The 22,678-nt window shown below is 45.7% G+C and carries 18 protein-coding genes; 5 read left to right on the top strand and 13 right to left on the bottom strand.

The annotated features are described in order from the left end of the window. The first annotated feature begins 2 nt into the window (after nucleotides 1–2). Complete coding sequence (locus tag KE626_RS18990) at nucleotides 3–1,760, top strand: DUF4091 domain-containing protein (protein ID WP_211974511.1); 1,758 nt, start codon at nucleotides 3–5, stop codon at nucleotides 1,758–1,760. Nucleotides 1,761–1,897: 137 nt separating this feature from the next. Here the strand turns inward: KE626_RS18990 and ftsZ are convergent, their stop codons facing one another. The 13 genes from ftsZ to mraZ form a co-directional block, all read right to left on the bottom strand. Continuing rightward, entirely contained in the window at nucleotides 1,898–3,757 is a 1,860-nt protein-coding gene (ftsZ, locus tag KE626_RS18995) for a cell division protein FtsZ (protein ID WP_211974512.1), read from the bottom strand. 177 nt (nucleotides 3,758–3,934) lie between these two features. Further along, nucleotides 3,935–5,338, bottom strand: a complete 1,404-nt coding sequence (ftsA, locus tag KE626_RS19000) for a cell division protein FtsA (protein WP_211974513.1) — start codon at nucleotides 5,336–5,338, stop codon at nucleotides 3,935–3,937. Continuing rightward, nucleotides 5,335–6,429 carry a cell division protein FtsQ/DivIB gene (locus tag KE626_RS19005; protein ID WP_211974514.1) on the bottom strand — a complete coding sequence of 365 codons (1,095 nt, stop codon included), beginning with the start codon at nucleotides 6,427–6,429 and terminating at the stop codon, nucleotides 5,335–5,337. Before KE626_RS19005 ends, ftsA begins: the two co-directional genes overlap by 4 nt. Before the next feature lie 19 nt (nucleotides 6,430–6,448). Beyond that, entirely contained in the window at nucleotides 6,449–7,810 is a 1,362-nt protein-coding gene (gene murC, locus KE626_RS19010) for a UDP-N-acetylmuramate--L-alanine ligase (protein ID WP_211974515.1), read from the bottom strand. A gap of 18 nt (nucleotides 7,811–7,828) precedes the next feature. After that, entirely contained in the window at nucleotides 7,829–8,920 is a 1,092-nt protein-coding gene (murG, locus tag KE626_RS19015; RefSeq protein WP_211974516.1) for an undecaprenyldiphospho-muramoylpentapeptide beta-N-acetylglucosaminyltransferase, read from the bottom strand. A gap of 42 nt (nucleotides 8,921–8,962) precedes the next feature. Next, nucleotides 8,963–10,159 (bottom strand): FtsW/RodA/SpoVE family cell cycle protein, encoded by a 1,197-nt coding sequence (locus tag KE626_RS19020; RefSeq protein WP_211974517.1) that lies wholly within the window; start codon nucleotides 10,157–10,159, stop codon nucleotides 8,963–8,965. Between the two features lie 89 nt (nucleotides 10,160–10,248). Next, nucleotides 10,249–11,589: a UDP-N-acetylmuramoyl-L-alanine--D-glutamate ligase gene (murD, locus tag KE626_RS19025; RefSeq protein ID WP_211974518.1), complete on the bottom strand. Its 1,341-nt coding sequence runs from the start codon at nucleotides 11,587–11,589 to the stop codon at nucleotides 10,249–10,251. A gap of 26 nt (nucleotides 11,590–11,615) precedes the next feature. Further along, on the bottom strand, nucleotides 11,616–12,875 hold the full coding sequence (gene mraY / locus KE626_RS19030) for a phospho-N-acetylmuramoyl-pentapeptide-transferase (RefSeq protein ID WP_211974519.1): 1,260 nt from the start codon (nucleotides 12,873–12,875) through the stop codon (nucleotides 11,616–11,618). A gap of 84 nt (nucleotides 12,876–12,959) precedes the next feature. Beyond that, on the bottom strand, nucleotides 12,960–14,426 hold the full coding sequence (locus tag KE626_RS19035; RefSeq protein WP_211974520.1) for a UDP-N-acetylmuramoyl-L-alanyl-D-glutamate--2,6-diaminopimelate ligase: 1,467 nt from the start codon (nucleotides 14,424–14,426) through the stop codon (nucleotides 12,960–12,962). After that, entirely contained in the window at nucleotides 14,427–16,532 is a 2,106-nt protein-coding gene (locus KE626_RS19040; protein WP_211974521.1) for a penicillin-binding protein, read from the bottom strand. 332 nt (nucleotides 16,533–16,864) lie between these two features. Next, entirely contained in the window at nucleotides 16,865–17,236 is a 372-nt protein-coding gene (locus KE626_RS19045; protein WP_346344429.1) for an FtsL-like putative cell division protein, read from the bottom strand. A 97-nt stretch (nucleotides 17,237–17,333) separates the two neighbouring features. Continuing rightward, nucleotides 17,334–18,245, bottom strand: a complete 912-nt coding sequence (gene rsmH, locus KE626_RS19050) for a 16S rRNA (cytosine(1402)-N(4))-methyltransferase RsmH (RefSeq protein WP_211974522.1) — start codon at nucleotides 18,243–18,245, stop codon at nucleotides 17,334–17,336. Between the two features lie 12 nt (nucleotides 18,246–18,257). After that, a complete protein-coding gene (gene mraZ / locus KE626_RS19055) occupies nucleotides 18,258–18,725 on the bottom strand; it encodes a division/cell wall cluster transcriptional repressor MraZ (protein ID WP_106527296.1) in 468 nt (155 codons plus the stop codon). 498 nt (nucleotides 18,726–19,223) lie between these two features. Between mraZ and KE626_RS19060 the strand changes: the two genes are divergently transcribed. From KE626_RS19060 to porD, 4 genes are all read left to right on the top strand, one after another. Further along, complete coding sequence (locus tag KE626_RS19060) at nucleotides 19,224–20,054, top strand: outer membrane protein assembly factor BamD (RefSeq protein WP_211974523.1); 831 nt, start codon at nucleotides 19,224–19,226, stop codon at nucleotides 20,052–20,054. Beyond that, nucleotides 20,023–20,364 (top strand): DNA-directed RNA polymerase subunit omega, encoded by a 342-nt coding sequence (locus tag KE626_RS19065; RefSeq protein WP_142683742.1) that lies wholly within the window; start codon nucleotides 20,023–20,025, stop codon nucleotides 20,362–20,364. Before KE626_RS19060 ends, KE626_RS19065 begins: the two co-directional genes overlap by 32 nt. 102 nt (nucleotides 20,365–20,466) lie before the next feature. Continuing rightward, nucleotides 20,467–21,687 carry a bifunctional phosphopantothenoylcysteine decarboxylase/phosphopantothenate--cysteine ligase CoaBC gene (gene coaBC / locus KE626_RS19070; protein ID WP_249207563.1) on the top strand — a complete coding sequence of 407 codons (1,221 nt, stop codon included), beginning with the start codon at nucleotides 20,467–20,469 and terminating at the stop codon, nucleotides 21,685–21,687. Continuing rightward, a complete protein-coding gene (porD, locus tag KE626_RS19075; protein ID WP_211974524.1) occupies nucleotides 21,680–22,609 on the top strand; it encodes a type IX secretion system protein PorD in 930 nt (309 codons plus the stop codon). The genes coaBC and porD overlap by 8 nt, the downstream gene beginning before the upstream one ends. Nucleotides 22,610–22,678 lie beyond the last annotated feature (69 nt).

Genomic DNA, 22,678 nt, shown 5'->3' on the forward strand with positions numbered 1-22,678 from the left:
GTATGGTGAACAAATTTTTTGGCGCGCTGGTATTGCTGGCGCTGCAACAAAACGTATGGGCGCAAATGGCTCCTGCCAACGACTACAGGGAACTGCCCGATCCCAAACCCGTAAATAAAGCCTCCTGGGACGCTGTTAACGATGCCCGGCTTCATGTAGCATTTGGTACTGCAGATACCCGTTATGAAAAAAGAAATGCGCCTGATAACAATGGCCTTACTCCCACCTGGAATGCAAAGGCCTGGAAAGGTGAGCGGGTGCATACGCAATTGGTACTCTGGACAACTACAGCGCAACCGGCGGTAAGCATTCAGGCTTTCGCATTAGAAGATGCCAAAGGTCATAAAATAGGCGCTGAGGCAGTTACCACAGGTTTTGTGCGGTATGTGATGACTGATGGTTTAAATAAAGATGGCGGCGGTTGCGGATACCGCAAGCCGGGTGAGTTTGATTCTTCCCTGGTGGCGGATGGCATCGATATCTTAAATAAAAAAGATATCCCTGCCAATAATACGCAGCCGGTTTGGCTGAGCGTGCAAGTGCCGGCAAATACACCGGCTGGTACATACAAAGGTAATTTGAGCGTAAAAAGTGCTGCTGCTACAGTGAATATGCCTTATGAAGTGACGGTATCTGATCGTGCGTTACCAGCGCCGAAAGATTGGCAGTTTCACCTGGATCTGTGGCAAAGTCCATATGCCATAGCCCGCGTATATGGTGTGAAATCATGGAGTGAGGCGCATTTCAAGGCCATGAAGCCATACATAAAAATGCTGGCCGATGCGGGGCAGAAAGTTATTACCAGCACTATCATTTATGACCCCTGGAATAGCCAGACGGAAGATATATATGGTACCATGGTAAAATGGACCAAAAAGAAAAATGGCAGCTGGGTATATGATTACTCCATTTTTGATAAATGGGTGCAGTTTATGATGGACCAGGGAATCCGTAAGGAAATTAACTGCTACAGCATGATTCCGTGGAACCTGAAGTTTTATTATTATGATGAAGCTGCAGGAAAAGACACCTTTATCGTTGCCAAACCGGGTTCACCGGAGTACAGCGCACATTGGCAGCCCATGCTCAATGATTTTGTGAAACACCTGAAAGTAAAAGGCTGGTTTAATATCACTGCTATTGCGATGGATGAAAGACCTATGGAAGATATGTTACAGGCGATGGCTGTTATCCGTAAGGCGGATAAAGACTTCAAACTGTCGCTGGCCGGTTCTTATCATGCGCCATTGGCCAATGAAATCCACGACTACTGTATTGCGCTGAGAGAAGCATTTCCGGCGGATGTGATGAAAGCCCGCTTAGAGAAAGGATTACCAACTACTTTTTATACCTGCTGTACAGAAGGATTTCCTAATACTTTCACTTTTTCGCCACCTGCAGAATCTGCCTTTATGGGCTGGCATGCAGCGCTGAAAGGATATAACGGCTATTTACGCTGGGCATTTAACTGCTGGGTGGCAACACCATTGCAGGATTCCCGTTTCCGTAGCTGGTCTGCAGGAGACACTTATTTCGTATATCCGGGACCGAGATCCTCTATTCGTTTTGAAAGATTGGTAGAAGGGATCCAGGATTATGAAAAGATAAGAATACTCAAAGCAGAATTTACTAAAGCAAACAATACTACTGCTTTGAATAAGTTAAACAGTTTGTTGGTACCTTTCGAAGAAGCTACGCTGAAAACTACCCCGGCAGCGGCTGTACTGCAACCTGCGAAACAAGCTTTGAACGAATTTTAGTCAACTGCTGAAACTACAGTAAAGCATATACGTAATTTATAATTCTCTTACGATAACCGCGTTTTTTACAAAAAAAGTCCTCCGGGGAACCGGAGGACTTTTTTTTAACACAACTAAAAAACAATCAAATGTGTTCATCAATCGGGCTTTTTCCCATCTAAAAAGGTATTGATCGTATTGATTTCTGTATGATTATTTTGTCCCGGATCGCTCACCGTGTAATTGGAATAGAAGTGTTCGGCGGAGCCGGCACCATTATCCAGGTTTACGTTTCGGCGCAGGTAAGCGGGTACATTTTCCAATTCCGCGTTATTGTCCATGTTTTTCACATTGAAGCTAATGCTGCGTAATTTGGCTACCCTTTCTGCCTGTTTGCGTTTTTGTTCCTCCAGGTCTTCGTATGCCTGTTGCATAGGCACTTCCGGTGGAGCTGGTGGTACATTTATGGGAGCTTCATCTTCTTTATATACCATTTTCATTTCGGGAGCAGGATTACCTGGTTCCACGTAGATATGTGATGGTCTGTTCAGGTATCCGCCTGAGGCATTACCGGTTTGCGGCTGAATGATGTTTACATTCGGCTGTTGGGTATGCGCAGGGGGTATTTGCTGTACAGGCTGTTGAACAGGTTGTTGCTGAACAGGTGGCTGCATTTGCTGTTGCATTTGCTGCATTTGTTGTTGCTGTGCCTGTTGCGCTTGTTGAAGCTGTTGCTGTATCTGCTGCTGGTCGGGCTGTTGCGGTTGTGCCGGAGGTACCTGTTGTATATTCAGCACATAGTTTTGCCTTGCAGGAGCGATAGGCGCCTGTGGTTGCGGTTGTGGCGGTGTATATGCCATTACCGGCTCAGGGTGTGTGATCACTGGTTCCATGAGGCGTGGTGCCATCAGGTCCTGTGGTTCCTGGAAAAGGAGTCCCTGTGCCTGTTGTACGCTCATTTTTTTTTCATCTCCATCTCTGCCTAACTGCATCACAATTTTAGGTTCTACGCGCTCCGGGTTGGAGGGTGTGAGTTTTTGTTGTGTGATGGGTTTTTGTTCAAAACCGGTAGCAATGATGGTAACGCCCAGTTGTCTGTCCAGTGTCTGATCATAGCCAACACCGAGGATCACATCGCAATCTTCTCCTGCCTGGCTTTGTACATAGGCCTGAATGATATCCATTTCATCCAGTGTATGTTCAAATTCGCCTTCGGAAGAAGAGATATTGATAAGAATCCATTTGGCACCGCGTATATCGTTATCGTTCAGCAACGGAGAGGTCAGTGCGTCTTCGATGGCTCTTTGTGCGCGGTTTTCGCCTTCAGCCAGTGCAGCACCGAGAATAGCCACGCCACCGTTACGCATAACGGTGCAAACGTCGGCGAAATCCACGTTGATCTGACCGGTAGAATTGATCACATCAGTGATACACTTAGCGGCGGTAGCCAGTACGTTATCAGCCTTTTCGAAAGCCGCCTTGAATTTCAGGTCACCGAATTTCTGGCGTAATTTATCGTTGGAGATGATCAGCAGGGTATCTACATACTCTTTCAGGCGGGAAACGCCTTCATCTGCTTGCAGCATCCTTTTTTTACCTTCATAGGAAAACGGGGTGGTAACAATACCCACCGTCAAAATACCCAGTTCCTTACATATTTTGGCGATAATAGGGGCGCCACCGGTACCGGTACCACCGCCCATACCGGCAGTAATGAAGGCCATTTTGGTATTTACCTCCAGTATTTTTTTGATTTCTTCAAAGGATTCTTCTGTTGCCTGTTTCCCTATTTCAGGATTAGCACCGGCTCCCAGCCCCTGGGTAAGGTGAGGTCCCAACTGAATCTTATTGGGAACAGGGCTATTGGCAATAGCTTGAGCATCGGTATTGCAAATAATGAAATTTACCCCGTCAATGCGCTGGCTATACATATGATTCACCGCATTACTTCCTCCACCACCGATGCCGATGACTTTGATGATAGAAGATTTTTCCTTAGGAAGATCAAAATGTATCATGACTCTATACTTTTATGGGTTAGTACGATTAATTAATAATGAACTATTAAGAATTAAGTGCGTGTATGCTTTACTGTTACTGTTACTATGGTTCATTTGTCCTGTCATTATTAATTATCGTTTCTTAATTCTTATTTATTAAACGTTTGGTTTTTGCAACAATTGCGCCATTTACCTTTAAAGTTTTGCATCTTCTTCTTCGGTAAACATGTCGATGATCTTTGTTTTCATCTTGTCTAAGAAGTTCTTTAAAGATGCATTCCGCTCTTTTGCTTTCCTGTCCTGTATTTCCTGACTGCTTGGGGCAGCTTCTTCTATCCAGTCGTCCTGGGGTATTACTGACTGAGCAGCCTGTTCTTTGGCAAGATAGCTGGTATTAATTTTTACGTAATTTTCTTCCAGTGCTTTCCGGTCGTTCTCAAAATCGTTGTATCCTTTCAGGATCAAGCCCACGCAGGTCGCATACATAGGTTTGGTTAACTCATCTATGTGTCCGCTGGCGAGGTGCTCATTGGGGAAACCTATGCGGGCGCTGGCGCCGGTAGTGTACTCTGTTAACTGTATGAGGTGTTTCAGCTGGGATCCGCCACCGGTGAGGATAATACCGCCATTCAGCATTTTATTATCCATACCGATCTGTTTGAGGTGATATACTACGAAATCGAGTATCTCACTCATACGCGCCTGGATGATATGGGCCAGGTTCTTCACTGAAATTTCTTTAGGACTCTGACCTCTTAATCCGGGGATAGTAATATAGGCATTGCTTTTAGCTTCATCTGCCAGTGCGTAACCGAATTGCACTTTCATCTGTTCTGCCTGTGTTTTTAATACACCCAGCCCGTTTTTGATGTCGTTGGTAATGTTTTCACCGCCATAGGGAATTACGGCAGTATGTTTGAGAATACCTTCGTAAAACACTGCCAGATCGGTGGTACCACCACCAATATCTACAATGGCTACACCTGCCTCAAAGTCCATGTCGCACATGACAGCAGCAGCGGAAGCCAGTGGTTGCAATACCAGGTCACGGATCTTGAGACCTGATTTTTCCACGCTGCGGTTAATATTGCGGATGGCGTTTTTGTCGCCGGTAATGATATGGAAGTTTGCACCCACTTTTACCCCCGACATACCAATAGGGTAGGTGATATTCTGCAAACTATCCACGATATATTGCTGCGGGATCACATCAATGATCTGATCACTCGCGGGAATAACAGTTTTGTACTGATCGTTGATCAGCTGGTCAATATCTTTCTGGGATATTTCCGCATCGGTATCATTGCGGACAATATCGCCGCGGGTTTGCAAACTTTTTATATGATGACCGGCTATGCCGACATATACTTCGTTAATCTCCAGGTTGGGGTTGGATGCATAACAATTCTCGAGTGCTTGCCTGATAGCTTTGATAGTTTGGTCAATGTTCAGCACCATACCGTGCTGCACACCAAACGATGTAGCTTTACCGAATCCCAGGATTTCCAGTTTCCCGTATTCATTCTTCCGTCCTGCAATGGCAGCAATCTTCGTAGTACCTATGTCGAGTCCTACAATGATGGGAGCTTCCTGATTCATGGCGTTTTTTGTTTTTTTGATGTGTTAACAGATTTATTCCCTGGCTTATACACTGCTTTAGGTTGCCTGGCTGGCGCAGCAGCAGCTTTTTCTTTCTTCACTACTTTTTTTACCTGCTGCGCTTTGGCCTTTTCTTTTGCTTTTACTGCGTGCGCCGGTTTTTCTACCGGTTTGGCAGTGGCTGCAGGTGCGGACGATACTGCTACCGGTGCACTTACAGCTGAATCTCCACTTTCCGATATGGGTGGCTCGTCTGCTGCCGGCAGTTTCAAACTATCTGTTTGGATCACCGGTTGCAGGGGTACTACACCATCTTTACGGGTGCATACCACTTCGTTTTCAAAGGCGACGTTGATACGCGTGTAATTATTCCAGCCTACTTTATTTAATCCCTCTCTGTAGAAAGCCAACAGTTTGGTAAATTTTTTTTCTATATCAATACCTTCTCCGAAAGCAATTACCTGGTCTCCCAGTTTAGGTATAAACTCAAACCTGCGATCCCCGGTAATCATCAGCTGTTCTACCTGTGCCATCCAGAAAGGATCATTCCCAATGTAGGTGCCCATATCTACGATTTGCGCTGTTAGCAGGCTGTCGGCTTTCTGCAGCTTGTCTGCATCCGTTGGAAAGCCGGTAAAAACCGGTACTCTGGCAGCATAGCGACTGGATACCGGAATATGTTCTCCTGCTCCGTCGAGATAAAAACTGTTGCCGGAAAAGGTAAACACCCTGGCTACCGGCTCGCGTTGTGTTATTTTGATATTCAGCTGCTGGCCGTTATCAAAATAAATTTCTGCGTTTTTTACCCATGGATCCTGGTCTACCACTGCTTCCAGTTGCGATATGTTGATATCTCCGATCCGTTTGCCTACCGGGTTCAGACTTTTATCCTTTGTGATCAGGGATTTTATATCCTTGGATTCAATAAAAAAATTATCGTCTTTCCCTTCAAATTTCACCTGTATACCACGGCACTTACCTGCATCTTTGTCCTGTATAGCAGCTACCAGCAGTACTACAAAGCCTGTCAGCGCCATCACCCAGAGGAGTGCGATGCCCAGTCGTTTTAATATGGTGGTAGTTTTAGACAAGTACGTTAAGGTTAAAGTGTTAGTTTGTTTTTTGTTTCAGCAGTTGTCCTACCGGGTCTTTTAACTGATCGATATCACCTGCTCCCGCAGTAATCAGTAAAGGATGGTCTGTTTTCTCCAGATATTCCATTACTGCTTCCTTCGGTAATATTTTTACGGGTACTGTTATTTTACCCGCAATCATTTCACTGCTTACTCCTGCTATAGGCAGCTCACGCGCCGGGTAGATAGGAAGGAGTATTACATCGTCTGCCAGGGACAGGCTTTCCGCAAAACCATCTGCCAGATCACGGGTACGGGTAAACAAATGCGGTTGAAAAATAACCGTGCATTTTTTCCCGGGGAACAATGCTTTCGCACTGCTGATCAAAGCGCGCAATTCTTCCGGATGGTGCGCATAATCATCGATATATACCTGATGATCATTCTTTACCACATATTCAAACCTGCGTTTGATGCCTTTGAAATTAGCGATGGCGGCTCTGATCTTCGCTGCGTCTATTCCCAGCAGGTGTGCTACTGTGATAGCTGCTACTGCGTTTTCCACATTGTGCATTCCGCCAATATGCATTGAAACATTATCGATCATCCAGTCCTGCTGCATTACATCAAACTCGTATCCACCGTTGATCATACGGATATTGGCAGCGTAAGCGTTGGCTACATCGTTTTGTAAACTGTACAACAACTTGTTTGTTGCATTGAGCTCGTTGTTCCGATGCAGGCCGAACCTAGCAATCAGTGTGCCATTGGGTTTAATATTGTGTGTGTACTGGATAAAAGCGTCTTCCATTGCTTCCGGTGTACCGTAGATGTCCAGGTGATCTGCATCCATGGCAGTCAATACGGCGATATCCGGACTTAATTTCAGGAAGGAGCGATCATATTCGTCTGCCTCAATAACCGCTACCTGTTTATCGCTGCTCCAGAAATTTTTATTATAGTTTACGCTGATGCCTCCAAGGAAAGCATTACAACCATAGCCACTATCGGTCAGCAGGTGCGCGATCATGGTAGAAACGGTGGTTTTACCATGTGTTCCTGCAACGGTGATGGCGAACAGGGAACGTGTAATTTCCTGCAGCACATCGCTGCGTTTTACCACTTCATATCCATTGTTGCGATACCACTGTAACTCTGTATGAGCAGCCGGTATTGCCGGCGTGTATACGACAAGGTTAGCTGTTTTGTCTGCTGCGTTAATATCGTCTGTATAATGGATCTGCATACCTTCGGCTTCCAGCTGCTTTGTGAGCGGGGTGGAGGTACGGTCATAGCCACTTACCTGCACGCCTTTTTCGTTGAAAAAGCGTGCTATAGCGCTCATCCCAATACCACCGATACCGATGAAATAAACCCTTTGTATGTTATTCAAATCCATATATCCTTCTAAAAATCTCTAAATAATTTCCAATACCTGGTTGGCGATCACCATATCTGCATTGGGGTTACCCAGTTTGCCGATATTGCTTTCCAGTTGTTCCATCAGTGCCCTGTTTTGCAGGAGACTGAGTAACACATTACCCAGTTGCGCTTTTACTTCATCATCCTTAATGATCAAACCGGCATGTTTATTTACCAGGTTCATTGCATTGGAAGTCTGGTGATCTTCTGCAGCAAAAGGATAAGGCACAAATACCACGGGTTTTTTTACCACGCATAATTCAGCAATGGCTAAGGCACCCGCTCTTGACAACACTACATCCGCCGCTTTATAGGCAAAATCCATCACGTTGATGAAGTCGTACACTTTTATATGCGATTCGTAAGGCGCTGCCGCTGCTTTAGCTGTTTCATAATACAGCTTACCTGTTTGCCAGATCAGCTGTATGTTTTTATCCGCTATCGTTTTAAGCAGTGGCTGTAATCCTTCGTTAATGGATTTAGCACCTAAACTGCCGCCTACCGCGAAGATCGTTTGCCTGTCGGTGCGTAGCCCAAAATGCTGTAAGGCATCTTCTTTTGTTACGGCCGACTGGGAAATGTTACTTCTTACCGGATTACCTGTAAAAACCAGTTTGTCTGCCGGGAAGAATTTATCCATACCATCGTATGCCACACATATCTTTTTCGCTTTCTTCCCTAATATTTTATTCGTTTTACCTGCAAAGGAATTCTGTTCCTGTATCAGGGTAGGAATACCATTTTTCTGTGCGCTGTTCAGCATCGGAAAGCTGGCATATCCGCCCACACCAACTACGGCATCCGGCTGAAAGCTTTGCAGGATGGCTTTTGCACGACGCAGACTTTTCCATATTTTAAATGGCAGCAGTATATTTTTGAAGATATTACTGCGATTGAAACCTGCGATTTCAAGCCCTTCGATAGGGTATCCGGCTTGCGGTACCTTCTCCATTTCCATTTTTCCTGTAGCGCCAACAAAAAGAATGTCGATGTTGGGCGTTAGTTTTTTCAACGCATTCGCGATCGCTATCGCCGGGAAGATATGTCCCCCGGTACCGCCGCCTGCTATGATCACTTTGCGTTGCATATTTTTTATACTGATTACGATTGAATACTAAATAAATACGTATTAAGCGACTGCAGCGTTTTCTGCATTTGCCATTACTCTTTCCAAACGCTCTTTTTCTGCCTGTTTACCTTCCATTTCTTCCACATTTCTTGATACGCTCAGGATAATTCCGATGGCCATACTGGTAAACAACACCGACGATCCTCCCATACTTACCAGTGGCAATGTTACCCCTGTAACCGGGAACAGGTGCACATTTACGGCCATATTGGTCAATGCCTGGATGACCAGTGTAACACTAAGTCCTACCGCCAGGAATGCTCCAAAAGCATACGGACATCTTTTATAAATCCTGATACTTCTCAATAACAAAATCATATAGGCAGCAAGTATCAGAAATGCGCCAAACATGCCATATTCTTCGATAATGGTGGCATAGATATAATCGGAATAGGCGTGTGGCAAAAAGTTACGCTGTGTACTGTTGCCGGGACCTTTACCCAAAATGCCGCCACCTGCAATGGCGATATTGGCCTGTTGTACCTGGTAGGGCATATCGGTATGATCGCCATGAACGAAGTTATCGATACGTTTCTCCCAGGTTTTTGTTCGCATTTCCATGCCGCTTAATTTCGCAATTGCGAAAAGTAACATGACCAGCACTGCTCCTGCTGCCACCATAGAAGCAAGAAATCGCAATGGTACCCTGCCTATGAAGCAAAGCAACATGCAGCTGGCGCCCAGTAAAAGGGCTGTACTCATATTGGCCGGCATAATCAGTGCGCAGATAATGCCTACCGGTATGATAATGGGCAGAAACCCTTTTTTAAAATCGTTGATCAGGTTCTGACGCCTTGATAGCTGCCTGCTTACATACATGAAAATAGCCAGCTTGGCTACGTCCGATGTTTGGAAGGTGAGGTTGATGATCGGTAAGCTGATCCACCTGCTGGCATCATTCAGATTTCTACCAAAAGCCAGTGTATATACCAGCAATGGTATGGATACGAGAAACCCTATCTGTGCCACGCGGGAGTAGATCGTATAGTTCACCCGGTGTGCAAAGTAGATGATCACCAGCCCCATTACCAGTACCGTGAGCTGCTTCAGGAGATAATACTCCGTATGGCCGCCCCTTTCGCGGTAGGCGAGTGAGCCGGTAGCGCTATATACAGCGAGCAGGCTTACCAGCGATAGAAAGAATACTATCGTCCAGATAACCTTATCGCCTTTTGTTCTATAGAGCAATCCGATCATTTGTTTTAGCTTTTAGCAGTTGGCTTTTAGCTTTCCTGCTTTTGTTGTTATTGCTGTTAACTTTTTGAACCCATTTATGTTGCCACCTTTTACAGGGCTTTTACTTCGTCTTTGAATTTTCTGCCTCTGTCTTCGTAATTCTTAAACAGATCGAAGCTGGCGCAGGCAGGAGATAGTAAAACAATATCTCCTTTAGCAGCCTGTTTAAAGGCTTCCTGTACGGCTTCGTGCATGCTGGTGGTGTTGATCATTACCGGCGTATCTTTTGATAACGCGGCAAAGATGGGCGTGTTGTCCACACCCAGACAAATAATTGCTTTCACCTTCTCTTTCACCAGGTCGCGGATGGCATCATAGTCGTTACCTTTATCCACGCCACCCATGATGAGTACGATGGGTTTGTCAAAGCTTTCCAATGCAAACCAAACGGAATTGACGTTGGTAGCTTTGCTATCGTTGATAAAATCCACGCCTCTTACGCTTGTCACGTATTCCATGCGGTGTTCGAGACTTTCAAATGACGTAAGGCTTTCCCGGATTTTCTCATTCCTGATATCCATGGTTCTGCCTGCAATTGCTGCTGCCATCGAATTATAAAGATTATGTTTTCCCTTTAGTGACAGGTCATACATAGACATGATAACCGGTTCTCCGTTGACATCGATGTGCAACTGGTCGTTGGCAATAAAGCCGCCTTCTTTCAGTGGTTTCATGATGGTAAAAGGTATTGATGCTGAATAAATGGGTTGCTGCGCTAAGTGTCGCATGATCTCAGGATCGTCCATGCAGTAGATGAAGAAATCTTCAGCTGTTTGATTCATGGCAATTCTAAATTTGGATGCTACATAGTTTTCCATTTTATAGTCGTAGCGGTCCAGGTGATCAGGCGTAATGTTCAACAGGATGGCCACATTGGGTTTGAAGTCCTTAATGTCATCCAGCTGGAAGCTGCTGATTTCAATCACATAATACTCCGCCGGTGCGGTTGCCACCTGCCTGGCATAGCTGATACCAATATTTCCTACCATGGCCACATTCAGTCCTGCGTTTTTGAAGATGTGGTAGGTGAGAGCAGTAGTGGTGCTTTTGCCGTTGCTGCCGGTGATGGCAATGATCTTTTTACCTGTCGAGAAACGGTAGGCCAGCTCTATTTCCGAAATCACGGGTATGCCTTTTTCGCGTACCTTTTTCATCAGTTCCGATTTTTCGGGGATACCGGGGCTTTTAACGATTTCGTTAGCTTCCAGTATGATATCCCAGGAATGATGACCTTCTTCAAAAGAGATCTGGTTTACCGCCAGTTCCTGTTTATAATTATCCTTTATGGTTCCTCCGTCGGATACAAATACATCATACCCCTGCTGTTTTCCCAGCAAGGCTGCACCTATTCCGCTTTCACCGGCTCCTAATATGATGAGTTTATGTTCCATTCTGTATCTTCTTTGTTAGTTGAATATTATCTCATTTTCAGTGTTGCAATAGCTACTACCACACACATGATGGTAATGATCCAGAAGCGTACTGATATTTTACTTTCGTGATAACCTATTTTCTGGTAGTGGTGATGCAGGGGCGACATTTTCAGAATGCGTCTGCCTTCGCCATATTTTTTCTTGGTGTATTTGAAGTAGGATACCTGTAACATAACGGACAGCAATTCTACCAGGAATACGCCACAGAAAATGGGTATCAGTAATTCTTTACGTACTATAATTGCCAGGGAGGCGATGATGCCGCCCAGCGCCAGGCTTCCGGTGTCGCCCATAAATACCTGTGCAGGATAGGCATTGTACCAGAGGAAGCCGATACAGGCGCCCACGAAGGCAGCAATAAATATGGACAGCTCACCGAGGTTGGGGATGTACATGATGTTCAGGTACTCCGCAAACTGGATATTGCCGGATACATAGGCAAAGATCCCCAGACCAACACCTATGATCCCCGAAACCCCTGTTGCCAGACCATCCAGTCCATCTGTCAGGTTCGCGCCATTAGACACGGCAGTAATAATGAAGATGACAATCAGGATATAAAGAACGAACGTATATTTTTCTGCACCCGGAATCCAGGAGATCAGTTTTGAATAATTGAACTCATGATTCTTTACAAAAGGAATGGTGGTGATCGGTGTTTTAACATCCACAAACCGGTGACCATCGCGGGTTACGCGCTCAGGATGATTGGTGATCTGCCTTTCATATGGTGCTAGTTTTTTTGCCCCCATTACTTCCCGGGATACTACTACATCGGTATTGAAGTAGAGTGTGCAGCCAACAATCAGGCCCAGACCAACCTGTCCCATGATCTTGAATTTCCCTGCCAATCCTTCTTTATTCTTTTTAAATACTTTGATGTAATCATCGAGGAAGCCGATCAGTCCTAACCATACAGTAGATAATAATATCAGCCAGATATATACATTGGCTACCTGTGCAAAAAGTAAAGTAGGGATAACGATGGCCGATAGAATGATCAGTCCGCCCATTGTAGGGGTTCCTTTTTTGGTATTTTCTCCGGAAAGTCCCAATTCACGGATCGTTTCACCGATTTGTTTACGTTGCAGAAACCTGATAATCCTCTTACCGAACAGCAATGAAATAACCAGCGATAGCAATAAAGCCATCGTTACACGGAAAGTGATATATTGAAACATACCACCGCCGATGACGCTGATCTTAAATTCTGTTTTCAGGTAATTTAAAAAATAATATAACATATGTTTTAGTCGTAACCGGCCTCCGTTGTCGGAGACAGGCTTTTAAGTCATTGGATTATTAAGTATTTCTGTTCAGTTTTAATTTTATTTTTCCATCATCTTCATCAGTTCCTGCAGCACTTCTTTATCATCGAAGTGATGTTTCACTCCTTTGATCTCCTGGTATTTTTCATGTCCTTTGCCGGCTACGAGGATGATATCTTCGCGGTTTGCCAGGGAGAGCGCCGTTTTGATGGCCTCTTTCCTGTCGGTGATGGAAATGACTTTCTTTTTCAGGTGCACGGGGATGCCTGCCTCCATTTCACGGATAATTTCCGCCGGGTCTTCCGAGCGGGGGTTATCAGAGGTAAGGATCACGCGATCACTGTTTTCAACAGCTACATCTCCCATAACAGGGCGTTTGGTGGTATCCCTGTCACCGCCGCAGCCTACTACGGTAATCACGTGTTCGTTGCCTTTACGCAGATTTTTGATGGTGGCCAGTACATTTTTTAATGCATCGGGCGTATGTGCATAATCTACGATGGCAATGATCTGTTCCTTTTCCGATACGATATAGTCAAACCTGCCTTCAGCGCCCTGTATGTCGCTGAGGGCCTGCAATACTTTCGCTTTATCGATACCCAGCAATACCGCTGCGCCATAAACGGCCAGCAGGTTATAGGCGTTGAATTCGCCGATCAAACGGAAATGCACTTCTGTATCGCCTACCATCATCACCAGGCCTGTGAGGTTGTTCTCCAGGATTTTTCCTTTGAAATCGGCCAGGGTACGCAGGCTGTAGGTAGCCTTTTTTGCCTTGGTATTTTGCAACATCACTGTTCCTCTTTTATCATCGAGATTGGTGATGGCAAAAGCGTTTGCCGGCAGGTTATCAAAGAACGATTTTTTCACCCGGATGTATTCATCAAATGTTTTGTGATAGTCCAGGTGGTCGTGGGTAATATTACTGAAGATGCCTCCCGCGAATTTTAACCCGGCAATACGTTGCTGGTGGATGGCGTGGGAGCTTACTTCCATAAACACGTACAAACAGCCGTCGTCCACCATTTTTGCGAGTAACGCATTAAGGTTGATGGGATCCGGTGTAGTATGTGTGGCTGGTATAACGGTATCGCCTATCTGATTTTGTACGGTAGACAGCAGTCCGCAGTGATATCCCAGTTTGGTAAACAACCGGAACAACAGGGTAGCGATCGTGGTTTTTCCGTTGGTACCGGTAACACCTACCAGTTGTATTTTATGAGAGGGGTTATCATAGAAGTTCCCTGCCATGATACCGCTGCTGTTGGTGCTGTTACTTACCTGTACATAGGTTACGTGTTCGGACTGCTGTTCCGGTAATGTTTCACAGATCACGGCAACGGCTCCCTGTCCGATGGCTTTTTCAATGTATCCGTGTCCATCCACATGTACTCCTTTCACCGCAATGAAAGCATCTCCGGGTCCGATGGACCTGGAGTCGATAGCCAGGGCGTTGATGGTAATATCTGTATTACCGTGCACCGCCTGGATGCTTACATTATACAATATGTCGCGCAGCGTCTTCATCTAGCTCAGTTCTATTACGATTGTTTGTTCGTTTCCTATTTTAGTTCCGCCGGGGAGTGATTGTGTTTTCACTTTACCGGCGCCTTTTACCACTACACGGAGTCCTGCATTTTCGAGCAGGTACAGCGCGTCTTTCAGTCCCATCCCGGTTACATCCGGTACTGCCCCTTTGGCTTGTGCAACAGGCTGGAAAGTAATTTTCCGGTCTGTTACCTTTGCGCTCACCCAGCTGTTATTGGCGGGTGTGCTGCTGGTAGGCAGCTGCAGGGTACCCAGGATTTTTTTCCATTCGCTGCCTCTGCCATTTTTCAATGCCAGCAGGGTATCCAGTTGCATGGTTGCCTGCATGGGCTTTTGTCTTTCTACAGCGATGGCGTACAGTTTATCTGCCACTTCCCTAAACACGGGACCCGCAACGTTTGCACCATAAAAGCGCAAAGCATGCGGTTTATTTTTTATCACTACCACGCAGGTGTACTGCGGGTCCTTTGCCGGGAAATATCCGGCGAAGGAGGATTGGTAGATTTTGTCTGCGTATCCCCGGTTCCCATTTGCCACCAGTGCGGTGCCTGTTTTACCTGCGAAGTTGTAGTAGGGGGTACGCAATTTTTTTGCGGTACCATCTATGGGTACACCTTCGAGCATGGCCTGTACCTGTTTCAGCGTGCCTTGTGAGCAGATGCTGTCTAACAGTACGGTGGGTTCAAACTGTTTAGCTACCTGGCCATATTCCTGTATGGAATTGACGAGGTAGGGTTTCATCATTTTGCCGTTGTTGGCCACTGCATTGTACAGCATGCAGGTTTGCAACGGGCTGATAAGCACTTCATATCCGAATGCCATCCATGGCAGGGATGTGTTGCTCCATGTTTTGGAAGCAGTGGTTTTAATTACTGGTCTTCCTTCGCCTATGAGATCTATACCGGTACTTTGATCGAGCCTTAATCTTTTGAGATGGGCGACAAAGTTATTCGGTTGCCGGTTATAGAATTGGTAGGCCAGTTTTGCCATTCCCACATTGGAACTGAGTTCGAATGCGTGTTTGATGGTTACATTCTGCGGGCCGGGATGCGGTTCGGAGTCGAATACCGTTCTGCGTCCTACCTGCCAGTGGCCTCCATCCATGTTTACCATGGTATTCATGGTGGCGAATTTATCTTCCAGCACAGCGATAACAGTGGCCAGTTTAAAAGTGGATCCTGGTTCTGCTACCTGCAGTGCGTAGTTCATATCTTCCCAGTAACTGCCATCCGGTTGTCGGCCGAGATTGGCGATTGCTTTTATTTTTCCCGTTTTTACTTCCATGAGGATACAGGTGCCGTGTTCGGCTTCATTACCTGTCATCATGTTCCAGAGGGCCGTTTCCACGATATCCTGCATGTTTACATCGATAGTGGTAACCACATCGCGTCCGTTTTCGGGTTCAATATCATAACCGTCCACGGGTACATAGGTACCGCCTGCAATGCGGCGCATCAGTCTTTTACCGGTTACGCCTTTCAGGTAATCATTGTAGGTTCTTTCGATGCCTACGCTCTGGGAGTTTTCGCGAGCCAGTCCGATGGTTCTGTTGGCGAGCAGTTTAAAGGGGTTGATGCGCTTACTTTTAGATTCAGCGATCATGCCGCCTTTGTTTTTGCCGAGGCGAAACATCGGGAAGCCGCGTAGTTCCTGGTATTGATTAAAGGGCACATCTCTTTTTAGTAAAAAGTAGCGGTCCTTTGATTTGTATCCTTCCTGCAGCAGTTGTTTATAGGCAATTTTGCTGCGGTCGCCGAAAACTTCTGACAATCTGTAGGACAGGGAGTCCAGGTTTTCCTTGAACACTTTTCCGCCTTTGTCGCGGATACCATCGGCGGCAAAATCTATCCGTATGTCGAAATAAGGGATGGAGGTGGACAGCATTCTGCCTTCTTCTGAGTAGATGGTGCCTCTTTCTGCATCCAGTGCAACGTATCCGGTATGGAGACTATCGGCCATGCTGCGCCAGTAGTTTCCCTGAACATTCTGGATATAGAATACTTTCACCAGGATGGCGACGCCAAACAGTGCCATGCCGATCAGGCACAGATACACTCTCCACAATATATCCTTCTTTACATCCATACGTTGTTATCAGCTTTTAGCTTTTAGCAGTTAGCTTTTAGATTAAAGCGGGTCAGCTATCAGCGTTTGGCTTTTCGTATTTTTAGTTTTAGCGTTCAACCAGTAGCTTTTTATTTATATTGCTTTTAGTCATTAGTTTTTACATCAATGCCCTCAACCATGGATGGCTAAGGGCTAAAAGCTAATAGCTAACAGCTAATAGCTAACAGCTAAAAAGTGATACCTGACACTGGCTGCATTTGTATTTGAGATGCTTGCCATTGACTTGATTTACCAGCATCCCCGACCTGAGTGATGGGTCAGGCGGGCAGCGTCAGGCATCAATGTTAAATTCATTTTTCCGGTTCCTTTTTCAGCACAATCTTTTGTGGAGGGGAGCTGAGTTGTTTAAGTCCCAGCGGCTCTACAGATTTGCTGACTTCACTCATTTTGCTTCGAAACATGAGCTCACTTTTCACATTGATGTACTCCCACTTCAGCTCTTTTATTTCTTTGCCAAGTTTATTTATACGTCGGATTTTTTTTTCAGCGAGGTGGCTGTTTGCGATATAGATGAGGGCGAGGAATGCCAGGAAGCCGATAAAGGGCATGTTTTGCACCAACGCTCTGTAATTGATGCGCAAACGCCATTCTTTTCGTTGTTCCGGGAGGGCTGTATTTTCTTCCGCCGGAGTATCCTGGTTTGTTTCTTCTTCCTGCAACACGCTCTACGTCTTTTTAAAAATTGACAATATAAATCTGAACGTAAATCAAACAGATGTGTATAGGATAGGGTAGGATGGTGATCGGTTTAAAGCCGGGTCACGCTTGTTTTTCGGCCACCCGCAGTTTTGCACTTCTGGATCTTCCATTGAGCTTCAATTCTGCATCGCTGGCGGTAACCGGTTTTTTTGTGATTAATCTGAACAATTTAGGGGGTGTTTCTTTTGCAAACGGATCTTCGGGTGCTTCTTCAAAACTTCCTGTCTTCATAAAATTTTTCACCATCCTGTCTTCCAGCGAGTGGAAAGTAATGACGGCTAGTCTGCCTCCCGGTTTTAGTACATTGGTAGCTTGTTCCAGTAAATCTTTCAGAGCGCCCAATTCATCGTTAACGGCTATACGCAATGCCTGGAAAACCTGTGCCAGGTATTTTTGCGGGTTGCCTTTTACGATAGGCTGGATCACTGATTTGAATTCAGCGATGGTGCGCATGGGGTGGGTTTTGCGCTGCTTTACAATTGTTTGGGCCAGGGTTTTGCTGTTGGTTACTTCTCCGTATTCCTGGAAAATCAGTTGTAACCTTGCTTCTCCCCATGTAGCCAGCAATTGAGCGGCAGTAAATTCGGTTCTCGTATCCATCCGCATGTCCAGATCACCATCGAAGCGAATACTGAATCCTCTTTCTGCTGTATCAAACTGGTGCGATGAAACGCCCAGATCTGCCAGTACGCCGTCTACCTGTTCTGCTTTATGTAATTTCAGAAAGCGTTGCAGGTGACGGAAATTTTGTTGTACAAAAGTTACTCGTTCGTCTATGATCCTGTTGCGGTAAGCATCTTCATCCTGATCAAATACTATCAATCGTCCTTTTTCACCTAGTTGCTCCAGTATGGCCCTTGAATGTCCTCCGCCTCCAAACGTGGCGTCCACATATATCCCTTCCGGGTTAATCTGTAAGAGCGTTGCCGTTTCCTGCAGCAGAACGGGTAAGTGATATTGTTGTTCGCCCATATGCTCCCCTCTTTAAATTGAAATATTGTTATCTCCTCCTCCCATTACCTGTTGGGCCAGATCACTGAACGCTCCTGGTGAGAAATTTTCAAAGAACTCCTGGTATTTACCTTTATCCCAGATCTCGATTTTATTGGATGCTGCTGCCAGCACAATATCTTTTTCCAGATTGGCGTAGGAAAGCAGGTTTTTTGGTACCAGCAGTCTTCCTGCGCTGTCTAACTCCAGAATGGTGGCTCCGTTTAAAAAGTACCGCCTGAATTCCCTTACTTTTGGGTCAAAGTCATTCAACTTGCTGATACGTTCAAAAATGGGCTGCCATTCGTTCATGGGATACAGGGACAAGCATTTTTCAAACCCTCGGTTAATCACAAACTGTCCTCCGGCCCCGTCTGATAACTGCTTTTTAAATCCGGCAGGTAAAAGAAAGCGTCCTTTTGCGTCCAGCGTCGATTCGTATTCACCGAGAAATCCTGTCATACCATGGGGCAAAGTCCTTGAAAATCCATTTTCAACACAAAATAACACTTTTTCCCACTTTTTAACGAAAAAATACTTTATAAATTTTTTCCACAGATGGAAGCGCCCCTATGGGAGGCCATCCGCTATCATTTATGCACTGATTGTGTGCATTCTTATAATATACATGTGGATAATGTGTTGATAATAGATTAAATGATGTTTATAACATGTGAACAGTCCATTATGTCTGCCGTTCCTGAAAATGAACGCTGGTGGGAAAACGGGTTGATTTTATAATTATGTGTATACTTTTTTTGTAATCTGACACCTTTTTTATTCATTTTTTGCGTCAAAAAGTCTATTTTCCGGATCCGGGTGGGAAAAATATCAGCGACCCCAACGGTGGTGGAAAACCGCTGTTTCGGCGATTTAATTCCGTCTTTTGCAAAATTTTAACAGCAATCAAAATCTCTCTGCCTTACATTTACATTTAATTCTTAATTTTGCCACTCTTTTATGCGGAAATTTTTATTGTACATCAGTGTTCTCGTGGTTCTCGTGTCTACCTCCTGTAATAACCAGTTACGGAGAATAGAGAAAAGCAACAACTTTGAAAAGAAGTTGGACTACGCCAACCAGTTGTTCCAGAAGAAAAAATACAATACGGCGATCACTCTCTACACTGACCTTGTACAGGTGTATAAGGGTACTGAGAAGTTTGAACCTATGTATTACAATTTCGCATATTGTTCCTACTACGTAAAGGACTACGTTCAGGCGGCATTCCAGTTTAAGAATTACCTGGACCTGTTCCCGAACAGCCCCAGGGCGGTGGAAATTGACTATATGCAGGCTTATTGCTACTATAAGCAGTCGCCTAAAGTATCGCTGGATCAAACCAATACCATGAAGGCCATTGCAGCGATGCAAACCTTTATCAATAACTATCCGACCGCAGATAAAGTATCGGAAGCCAACCTGGTTATAGAGTTGTGCAGAAGAAAGCTGGAAAAGAAAGAATTCTCCAGCGCCGAATTATATTATAACCTGGGCTTTTATAAAGCGGCCGGTATTGCGTTCAAAAACCTGATGCGCAGCTACCCCGACTCCGATAAAGGCGATGGATACAAAGTAATGGCTATCAGATCTTATTATAATTATGCTAAAAACAGTATTCCGGAGAAACAAAAAGAGCGCTACGCCACTGTTTTGGACGAATACCTGGATTTCGCGGATCACTACCCGAACAGCAAATTGAAGGTCGATGCCGAAAAATTTTATACCTTAGCGCAAAACAACATTAAAACACTGGATAATGAGCAAATTAAAGCGAAGTCTAACCAGTAGCCTTAATCCCTGGGTAGAAACCAAAAATACTACCGATATTAAGAACAGAACTGGTAATTTATATGAGTCTATTGCCGTGATAGCCAAACGCGCCAATCAGATCAATATTTCCGTGAAAGAGGAGCTCCATTCCAAACTGGAAGAGTTTGCCAGCCATACTGACAACCTCGAAGAAGTGCACGAGAACAAGGAGCAGATTGAGATTTCCCGTTTTTATGAAAGACTGGCAAATCCGGCTATTCAGGCTACGCAGGAATTCCTGGATAACAAAATTTATTTCCGCAAGAACGACGACGATTTGTTCAGCTAATCCGCCACACATTATTTTGTGAGGTTCGCGATTGCGAAAAATAAAAATATTAATTTCATGGCGGCAGAATGATTTCTGCCGCTTTTGTTTTTATATATGTCCATGGACGCTATCAAAATGCTACAAGGAAAGAAGATCCTGCTGGGTGTTTCCGGCAGTATTGCTGCCTATAAGGCGGCCACCCTGATCCGCCTGCTGGTAAAGGAAGGCGCGGAAGTAAAGGTGATCATGACCCCCGCCGCCGCCGATTTCATTACCCCCCTTACCCTGGCCACCCTTTCCAAAAATGAGGTTCCGGTAAACATCAGCGATCATAACAGCTGGAATAATCACGTGATGTTGGGCCGCTGGGCCGATGTAATGGTCATCGCGCCCGCCTCCGCCAATACCATCGCCAAAATGGCCCTGGGCCTTTGTGATAACCTGCTGCAGGCAGTATACCTGTCAGCTGCCTGCCCCGTGATGTTTGCTCCCGCCATGGATGAAGATATGTGGCATCACCCGGCCACCCGCAGCAATGTGGAAAAACTCATCTCGTATGGTCACCAGCAAATACCTGTCGCCTCCGGCGAACTCGCCAGCGGCTTGTTTGGAGAAGGCCGCATGGCTGAACCGGAGCAAATTGTGGAGTGGTTAGCCCAACATCTCCGGAAAACAAATCAAAACAAACCGCTCAGCGGCAAAACAGCCATCGTTACCGCGGGCCCCACCATCGAACATATTGATCCTGTACGTTATATCAGTAATCATTCCAGTGGGAAAATGGGTATTGCCATCGCGGAAGCCCTGGCAGATGCCGGCGCCAATGTACAACTGGTGCTTGGCCCCACCCCGCAGCAAACGGCACATACCGGTATCACCACCATCCGGGTTCAAACCGCCCAGGAAATGTTTGATGCTGTTACCACCCGCTACCCTAACGCCGGTATCGTAGTTGCCGCCGCCGCAGTGGCCGACTACCGCCCCGCAAACGTGGCCGATAAAAAAATCAAGAAAGGGGAAGCGCAACTGCACATAGATCTCGAAAAAACACCTGATATACTCCGCACATTGGGCGACAGCAAAGGACCACAGCAACTGCTGATCGGATTCTCCCTGGAAACCAACAATGAAAAGGAATATGCCCTCAAAAAGCTGCGGGAAAAACACCTGGACATGATTGTCATGAATTCACTGGCAGACGCAGGTGCAGGTTTTAATTATGATACCAACAAGGTAACGCTGTTTGATAAACACGGGAATGAACGCAGTTTCCCACTAAAATCAAAACAGGCCGTGGCACAGGATATTGTTTCCGCTATAATCGAATTGCAACATGCATAACCGTTTCCCGTTCCTCCTGCTGCTGGCAGGCGCACTTGTACTATTTTGCTGTCCACCCGCCCGGGCCCAGGAAATAAGGGCCAATGTATCGGTAGTAGCCGGCCAGGTACAGGGTGTAGACAAGAAAATTTTTACTACCCTGCAAAACTCCATCCGGGAATTCCTGAATAACCGTCACTGGGCCAACGATGCCTTCACGCCGGCAGAACGGATCGAGTGCAACTTTTTACTGAATGTAACCGGCGTCAGCGGGCCGGACAGCTATAAGGCAAGTTTAACCATCCAGGCTACCAGACCGGTATACAACAGCAGCTATGTGACCAGTTTACTCAACATACAGGATCCCAACGTGGTGTTCCGCTATGTGGAGTTTCAGCAACTGGAATACAGCGATACCCGCATTGTTGGCAACGATCCTTTGGCATCCAATCTCACGGCCATTCTTGCCTACTATGTGAATATCATCCTGGGCCTGGATTACGATTCTTTTTCTCCCCGCGGTGGCGATGTATATTTTAAGAAAGCACTGAATATCGTTAATAACGCACCGGATGGAAAAGATGTTTCCGGCTGGAAAGCATTTGAAGGTAACCGTAACCGTTACTGGTTGCAGGACAACCTCCTGAATGCCAAATTTCTGCAGTTCCACGACGTCATGTATCAATATCACCGGCAAGGGATGGATGTGATGTACGACGACGTGAACAAAGGCCGCGCCGCTATCCTGAATTGCCTGAATATGCTGTATTCCATTCACCAGGATATTCCCAACTCCATGCTGATGCAAACATTTTTCAGCGCCAAGGGAGAGGAACTCCTGAAATTGTTTACCAAGGCAATGCCGCAGGAAAGAGCCCGCGCTGCAGAACTATTGTCGCAGATGGATGTACCGAATGCGCAGAAGTATCAACAGATGAAGTGAGCGGAAAGCTGAAAGCGGAAAGCAATGGCTTCCTGTAAGAAGTTTGCTTCTCAACAAAAAATAACTCTT

The organism is Chitinophaga hostae, assembly GCF_018224885.1.
Taxonomy (GTDB): Bacteria; Bacteroidota; Bacteroidia; order Chitinophagales; family Chitinophagaceae; genus Chitinophaga; species Chitinophaga hostae.

Coding starts and splice junctions, on each gene's coding strand:
- murD (WP_211974518.1), bottom strand. CDS start 11,589: ATGGAACATAAACTCATCATATTAGGAGCCGGTGAAAGCGGAATAGGT.
- mraZ (WP_106527296.1), bottom strand. CDS start 18,725: ATGACAGGATTTCTCGGTGAATACGAATCGACGCTGGACGCAAAAGGA.
- KE626_RS19040 (WP_211974521.1), bottom strand. CDS start 16,532: ATGGATGTAAAGAAGGATATATTGTGGAGAGTGTATCTGTGCCTGATC.
- mraY (WP_211974519.1), bottom strand. CDS start 12,875: ATGTTATATTATTTTTTAAATTACCTGAAAACAGAATTTAAGATCAGC.
- KE626_RS19060 (WP_211974523.1), top strand. CDS start 19,224: ATGCGGAAATTTTTATTGTACATCAGTGTTCTCGTGGTTCTCGTGTCT.
- KE626_RS18990 (WP_211974511.1), top strand. CDS start 3: ATGGTGAACAAATTTTTTGGCGCGCTGGTATTGCTGGCGCTGCAACAA.
- murG (WP_211974516.1), bottom strand. CDS start 8,920: ATGCAACGCAAAGTGATCATAGCAGGCGGCGGTACCGGGGGACATATC.
- ftsZ (WP_211974512.1), bottom strand. CDS start 3,757: ATGATACATTTTGATCTTCCTAAGGAAAAATCTTCTATCATCAAAGTC.
- murC (WP_211974515.1), bottom strand. CDS start 7,810: ATGGATTTGAATAACATACAAAGGGTTTATTTCATCGGTATCGGTGGT.
- KE626_RS19065 (WP_142683742.1), top strand. CDS start 20,023: ATGAGCAAATTAAAGCGAAGTCTAACCAGTAGCCTTAATCCCTGGGTA.
- ftsA (WP_211974513.1), bottom strand. CDS start 5,338: ATGAATCAGGAAGCTCCCATCATTGTAGGACTCGACATAGGTACTACG.
- KE626_RS19035 (WP_211974520.1), bottom strand. CDS start 14,426: ATGAAGACGCTGCGCGACATATTGTATAATGTAAGCATCCAGGCGGTG.
- rsmH (WP_211974522.1), bottom strand. CDS start 18,245: ATGGGCGAACAACAATATCACTTACCCGTTCTGCTGCAGGAAACGGCA.
- porD (WP_211974524.1), top strand. CDS start 21,680: ATGCATAACCGTTTCCCGTTCCTCCTGCTGCTGGCAGGCGCACTTGTA.
- KE626_RS19020 (WP_211974517.1), bottom strand. CDS start 10,159: ATGATCGGATTGCTCTATAGAACAAAAGGCGATAAGGTTATCTGGACG.
- coaBC (WP_249207563.1), top strand. CDS start 20,467: ATGGACGCTATCAAAATGCTACAAGGAAAGAAGATCCTGCTGGGTGTT.